This is a genomic window from Verminephrobacter aporrectodeae subsp. tuberculatae At4, from assembly GCF_000193225.1.
Lineage (GTDB): Bacteria > Pseudomonadota > Gammaproteobacteria > Burkholderiales > Burkholderiaceae_C > Acidovorax > Acidovorax aporrectodeae.
Genome location: NZ_AFAL01000102.1, coordinates 1 through 5,610 on the forward strand (window position 1 = coordinate 1; position 5,610 = coordinate 5,610).

General features: G+C 70.1%; 7 protein-coding genes, 1 other RNA gene and 1 riboswitch. Of the genes, 5 read left to right on the top strand and 3 right to left on the bottom strand.

Features of this window, described 5'->3' with window-relative positions; all coding sequences use genetic code 11:
- The 3 genes from VTU_RS0104190 to VTU_RS0104200 all read right to left on the bottom strand — a co-directional run.
- A partial coding sequence (locus tag VTU_RS0104190) for an ABC transporter substrate-binding protein (protein WP_010101113.1) occupies positions 1 to 364 on the bottom strand: 364 nt, incomplete at its 3' end.
- A complete protein-coding gene (locus tag VTU_RS0104195; protein WP_010101115.1) occupies positions 361 to 981 on the bottom strand; it encodes a bifunctional adenosylcobinamide kinase/adenosylcobinamide-phosphate guanylyltransferase in 621 nt (206 codons plus the stop codon). The genes VTU_RS0104190 and VTU_RS0104195, both read right to left, overlap by 4 nt.
- On the bottom strand, positions 966 to 2,834 hold the full coding sequence (locus VTU_RS0104200) for a TonB-dependent receptor domain-containing protein (protein WP_029554094.1): 1,869 nt from the start codon (positions 2,832 to 2,834) through the stop codon (positions 966 to 968). The genes VTU_RS0104195 and VTU_RS0104200 overlap by 16 nt, the downstream gene beginning before the upstream one ends.
- Before the next feature lie 80 nt (positions 2,835 to 2,914).
- Positions 2,915 to 3,152, bottom strand: a riboswitch (cobalamin riboswitch).
- Positions 3,153 to 3,296: 144 nt separating this feature from the next.
- On the opposite strand from VTU_RS0104200, the gene VTU_RS0104205 reads away from it, so the two are divergent.
- The 5 genes from VTU_RS0104205 to VTU_RS0104220 form a co-directional block, all read left to right on the top strand.
- A complete protein-coding gene (locus VTU_RS0104205; RefSeq protein WP_010101119.1) occupies positions 3,297 to 3,509 on the top strand; it encodes a cell division protein ZapB in 213 nt (70 codons plus the stop codon).
- The gene (locus VTU_RS0104210; RefSeq protein WP_010101122.1) at positions 3,506 to 3,826 is read left to right on the top strand and encodes a cell division protein ZapA; all 321 of its coding nucleotides are present in this window, start codon (positions 3,506 to 3,508) and stop codon (positions 3,824 to 3,826) included. Before VTU_RS0104205 ends, VTU_RS0104210 begins: the two co-directional genes overlap by 4 nt.
- A 62-nt stretch (positions 3,827 to 3,888) precedes the next feature.
- Positions 3,889 to 4,068: non-coding RNA, 6S RNA (ssrS, locus tag VTU_RS35820), on the top strand.
- 62 nt (positions 4,069 to 4,130) lie between these two features.
- Positions 4,131 to 4,949 (top strand): sulfite exporter TauE/SafE family protein, encoded by an 819-nt coding sequence (locus tag VTU_RS0104215; protein WP_010101124.1) that lies wholly within the window; start codon positions 4,131 to 4,133, stop codon positions 4,947 to 4,949.
- 62 nt (positions 4,950 to 5,011) lie between these two features.
- On the top strand, positions 5,012 to 5,610 hold a 599-nt coding region (locus VTU_RS0104220), incomplete at its 3' end, for a pyrroline-5-carboxylate reductase family protein (RefSeq protein ID WP_010101126.1).

The following is a 5,610-nucleotide window of genomic DNA, read 5'->3' on the forward strand; positions in this document are numbered from 1 at the left end:
CGAGCCGCTCGCTGGCGACGCCCGAGCTGCGCGCGAGCAGCACCACGTCGGGCCTGAGCGCCACGATGGCCTCGATGCTCGGGTCGAGCCCGCCGCCCAGCTTGGGCAGCCTGCCGGTTTCGGCCTCGGGCCAGTTGGAATCGCGGTCCACGCCCACGAGGCGCTGGCACTGCCCCAGCGCGCACACGCTCTCGGTCAGCGAGGGCAGCAGGCTCACGACGCGCTGCGGCGCGCGCGGCAAGCGCAGCACGCGGCCCCGGTCGTCCCCGACGTGCACCGGCTGCGCCAGCCCGGCCATGGGCAGGCCCGGCAGCACCAGGATCGCCAGCGCCCAAAGGACGCGGCGCGCGGGGGACGGATTCATCGGCAAGGGTCTTTCAGGGTCAGGGGCAGCCCGGCCACCATCAGGGTGACGCGCGGGCAGATCTGCGCCAGTTGCTGGTTCAGTGTACCCAGCGCGTCAACGAAGGCACGCACCGCGCGGCCCAGCGGTATCACGCCCAGGCCGATCTCGTTGCCCACCAGAACGACGGGCCCGGGGGCTTTGCGGATGGCTTCCAGAAACAGGACGCGTTGCTTTTCCCAATCCAGCGCGAGCGCCTGCCTTTGCGGCGAATCCATCGCGTCCAGTCCGATCGGCATGCTCCAGTGGCTGAGCCAGAGCGTGACGCAGTCCACCACGAGCAGGGTTTGCGCGCCGCCGTGCCGCAGCAGCGCGGCGGCAAGGTCATGCGGCTCCTGCACGGTCCCGAGGCCCGGGACGCGTTCGGCGCGCTCGCGCTGGTGGCGCGCGATGCGCTCGCGCATCTCGTCGTCGCCGGGCTCGGCGGTGGCTATCAGCAGCGCGCGGTGCGCACCGCTGAGAGCCAACCAGTCGCATGCCAGTTGCTCGGCGCGACGCGACTTGCCGCTCTTTTGCCCGCCCACAATGAGCTCGGTGGTAGCGGAAAGCGCAGAGGCCGGATTCATCGAGGCGCCCATTTCAAGCCCACATACAGACTGCGGCCGGGCGTGGCGTAGCCGCGCGCCAGTTCGTAGTTCTTGTTGGCCAGGTTGTCGATGCGCGCCAGCAGCTGGTAGTCGCGCGCCACGCGGGTCTGCGCGTACAGGTTGAGCAGCGCGTAGCCCCCGAGCCGGTTGGCGTTCGCCGCGTCATCGAAGCGCTGGCCCGAGGCCTGCGCCTCGGCGCCCACGGTCCAGTCGGCGACGCGCGTGTCGGCGCCCACCGTGGCGTGGCGTCTGGCCCGGCGCGGGGCCTGCTTGCCCGTGTCCAGGTTGCGCGGATTTTGCAGGTCCAGCGAAGCGTGCAGTTGCACCCCCGACAGCGCGTGCGCGCCGGCAAGGGTCAGCCCCGTGGATTGCGCGCGCGCGATGTTCGCGTAGCAGCCATAGCTCGACGCGCAGGCGCCCGCCGCGCCGAACGCAATCAGGTCGCTGAACCGGTTGCGGTAGGCCAGCACCGAGAAGCTGCTGCGGCCCCGGGCGTAGCGCAGACCCAGTTCGGCGTTGCGGCTGCTCTCGGGTTGCAGCGTGGCGACACCGTATTTGCTGAAACGCTGGTACAGGGTCGGCGCCCGGAAAGCCGTCCCCACCGAGGCGCTGGCGCGCCAGTCCGCGGTGAACGCGTAGCCATACGCCGCACTGCCCGTGTCCTTGGCGCCGAATTCGCTGTCGGCGTCGTGGCGCAGATTCAGCTGCACGGTGTGGCGCCCGGAGATCAGGCCATAGCCCAGCGCCAGCGCGTCCTGCGCGCGGCTGCGGTCGATGGGGGCGTTTTGCAGCGCGTCTTCGCGGCGCTCGAGCGCGGCGCTGAAGCGGTGCGCGCCCAGGCGGTAGTCGTTCTGCCAGAGGTAGCCGCGCAGCCCGGTCTCGGTGCGGTAGGGCGAGGGCGTGGTCGCGTAGCGGCTGAGCGCGTCGGTGACCGACAGGCGCGTTGCGTAGGCCTGCGACCATTGCGCCGCCCAGGTCAGCCCCGCCGTGCGCAGGCGTTGCAGGCTGCGGTCATCGACCGGGCGGGCGGCGTCGTGGCCGTAATCGTCGTAGCCCGCATTCAGGTAGCTGGCGAGCCAGCTGGTGTCGATGCGGTGGCGCTCGTCGATGCGCCAACCGAGCCGCGCATGGCCCGAGGCCAGGCGATGCGCGTCCCGGTCCGGGTTGTGCGTGCCGCGGGTCTGGACGTCGAAACCCGCGCTGCTCTCGCGCGCCAGCCCGAGCGAATAGTCCAGCGCGCCGCCCTGCCCGGCGCTGCCGCTGACGCCGGCCTCGACCTTGCGCGTGGCCCGGCTGCCCAGGCCGATTCCCGCGTACGGCCTGGCGGGGCCTTCCCCCTTGCGGGTGAAAAGCTGGATCACCCCGCCGATGGCGTCCGATCCATAGACCGCCGCGGCCGGGCCGCGCAGCACCTCGATGCGCTCGATCTGCGCCAGCGGGATCTGCTCCCATTGCGCCCCGCCCGTGGACTGCGAATCGACCCGCACCCCGTCGATGTAGACCGCCGCATGGCGCGATTCGGCGCCGCGCAGGAAGACGCTGGCGCTATTGCCGACCCCGCCGTTGCGCGCCATCTCCACGCCCGGCAGGCGCGCGAGCAGATCGACCAGACCCGCGGCGCCGCTGCGCTCCATGGTTTCGCGGTCCACGACGGACAGGTCGGCCACCAGGTCGGACAGGGGCTGCTCGGCGCGCGTGGCGGTGACCACGGTCTCTTGCAGCGCGGGCGTCGCGGACTCCTGCGCATGCGCCATATGGCCGCAGACAAGGGAAAGAACGGCCAGCGCACCCGGGCGCAGGCACAGCGGCGCGGCACGGCACGCATGAGGGGTATGGAGATGCATGGGGATCGAAGGACAAGCGAACAACCCGCGCCGGCACCCCGCCAGCGTTGTGGGCGATACGGCTGCGCATGGACGCCCATGCACGAACCACCTCGTTGGCCGGTATCCGGGCTGGCGGAACACCCCCCAATGCCTTCCCATGCACTTGTTCAAGGCGCGCAGTGGCGTATGGATGGAGAGAGAATCGGCTGATTCGTCCGCTGACCGTTGCGGGGGCAGCGCAGGCCCGGCGCGCCATGGTTGACGGCACCCCTCCCTGCTTCCCGTTGAACTGCGGCATGTGAACCACGCCGCGGGCACCAACGGGCGGCATTCTAAGCCAGCGTCGTAACTTGCCCAAAGCGGTTCTTGCACGGAGCTCCGTTTGCGCAAATAGTACGCGCGGCGCCGGCCATGGCCCGCAGCGATGGGGCTGATTAGTTACGCTCATTCATGTACCGCAATCCTAAAATTGCGCGCTGTATGGCACCCGCATCCCCCATTGACCAGATTGCCGAACGCGTCGAGCGCCTGCTGCTGCGCCACGCGCAATTGCAACGCGCGAACGCGCTGCTGACCGAGCAGGTGACCGCGCTGACGCAGGAACGGGACTCGCTGAGAGCGCGCCTGAGCGCGGCGCGCGCGCGCATCGACGCGCTGCTCGAGCGCCTGCCCGCAACGAGAGAAACCCCATGAAGCAGGTCGAGGTGCAGATCCTGCAGCAAAGCTATCTGCTGAGCTGCACCGAGGGCCGGGAAACCCGCCTGCGCGACGCCGCCGCGCGCGTCGATGCCGCCATGACGCGCATCCGCGACGCAGGCAAGGTCCGGACCCGCGAACGCATCGCCGTGCTCGCCGCAGTGAACCTGGCGTTCGACCTCGCGGACCGCGAGGCCGCCGCGCCGGCCGCAGGCGCGCGCGCGGCCGATCTGCCCGAAGGCGCCGACCCGCGTCTGCACACGCTGGTGCGGCGCCTGGACCAGGCCCTGGGCGACGACGCCCAGTTGTTTTGATCCAAGACAAGACAAGCGGGGCGTGATCCCCGTTTCAGGCGCTGCGCCAGCGCCTACAATGGCAGCGTCTGCGAGGCTGTCGGGTCCTATATTTCCTTGAACCAATGCTCAATGAGCACGGGCTTGGTATATTGCCCGGTGGGCGTGATCATCTCGCGTCAGATGAACCCAACACCGGGCTGCCCTCGCCCACCTGGACCCCCGGTTCAGGATGAGGGTCCGGCGGCATTCGCAGACACCTTCCCCTCCCCCCTTCCCGTCACCGCGTCCCGCCACGGCCGGGTGCACCGCCCTCATCTGCCCCATGCCGGACCTCCTCCTGATCGTTGAACTCGGCGTCCTGGGCCTTGCCACGGGCTTTCTCGCGGGCCTGCTGGGAATCGGCGGCGGCATGCTGCTCGTGCCGTTCATGACGTACATCCTGGGCGCGCAAAAAGTGGCCCCCGACCTGGCGGTGAAGATGGCGATTGCGACCTCGATGGCGACCATCGTGTTCACGTCGATCTCCAGCGTGCGGGCGCACCAGCGGCGCGGCGCGGTGCGCTGGGACATCGCCCGACGCCTCGCCCCGGGCATCGTTGCCGGGGGCTTTCTCGCCAGCCTGGGCGTTTTCGCGCTGCTCAAGGGCGCGTTCCTGGCGATCTTTTTCGCGCTCTTCGTGGGCTTCTCGGCCACGCAGATGTTCCTGGACAGGAAGCCCGCACCCACGCGGCAGATGCCGGGCAACGCCGGGCAGTTGGGCGCAGGCGGGGCGATCGGGTTTCTCTCGGGGCTGGTCGGAGCCGGCGGCGGCTTCGTGAGCGTGCCCTTCATGACCTGGTGCAACGTTCCCATGCACAACGCCGTAGCCACCAGCGCCGCGCTCGGATTTCCGATTGCACTGGCAAATGGCCTGGGCTATGCGATCAGCGGACAGGGCGTGCACGGATTGCCCGCGGCGTCTCTGGGCTATATCTGGCTGCCCGCCCTGGCGGTCATCGCCACCTGCAGCGTGCTCACCGCCCCCCTGGGCGCGAAGGCCGCGCACGGCCTGCCCGTGAAACGGCTCAAGCGGGTGTTCGCGTCCCTGCTGTTCACCCTGGCGGCGTACATGCTCTTCAAGGGGATCGCTGCGGCCGGATAAATCCCCTCCGGGGGGACGCGCGCTACCATCGCGCTTCCGATTCGTCCCTCCGCCCAGCTGCCATGCGCCAGAACACCGCCGCCCCTGCCCACGCCCTGCCCGTGATCGCCTTTATCGGCGGCGGCAATATGGCCAGCGCCATCATTGGCGGCTTGATCGACCAAGGCCAGCAGGCCAGCCAGATCGAGGTGCTCGAACCCGGAGCCGAAGCGCGCGAGGCCCTGCGCAGCACGCATGGCGTCGAGCCCCTGCCCGAGGCCGGCGCGGCGCTGGAGCGCGCGCAGGTCGTGGTTTGGGCGGTCAAACCGCAGGTCTTCAGGGACGCCGCTGCGCAGGCCGGGGCGCATGTCCGGCAGGCCCTGCATCTGAGCGTGGCGGCCGGCATCCGCTGCGACAGCATCGTCCGGTGGCTGGGCTGCGAGCGGGTGGCGCGCGCCATGCCGAACACGCCGGCGTTGGTGCGCAAGGGCATGAGCGCGCTGTACGCCCGCCCCGCCGTAAGTGCCGCCGAGCGCCAGAGCGTCGAAGCCATCATGGCCTGCACCGGCGAGTTCCTGTGGGTGGAAAACGAAAAGCAGCTCGACGCCGTCACCGCGCTCTCGGGTTCGGGCCCGGCCTACGTGTTTTACTTTCTCGAAGCCATGGTCCGCGCCGGTGTCGG

What these genes read in the sequence shown, in the direction of transcription:
- VTU_RS0104195 (WP_010101115.1), bottom strand. Translation starts at nt 981, where the DNA reads ATGGGCGCCTCGATGAATCCGGCCTCTGCGCTTTCCGCTACCACCGAG.
- VTU_RS0104200 (WP_029554094.1), bottom strand. Translation starts at nt 2,834, where the DNA reads ATGCATCTCCATACCCCTCATGCGTGCCGTGCCGCGCCGCTGTGCCTG.
- VTU_RS0104205 (WP_010101119.1), top strand. Translation starts at nt 3,297, where the DNA reads ATGGCACCCGCATCCCCCATTGACCAGATTGCCGAACGCGTCGAGCGC.
- VTU_RS0104210 (WP_010101122.1), top strand. Translation starts at nt 3,506, where the DNA reads ATGAAGCAGGTCGAGGTGCAGATCCTGCAGCAAAGCTATCTGCTGAGC.
- VTU_RS0104215 (WP_010101124.1), top strand. Translation starts at nt 4,131, where the DNA reads ATGCCGGACCTCCTCCTGATCGTTGAACTCGGCGTCCTGGGCCTTGCC.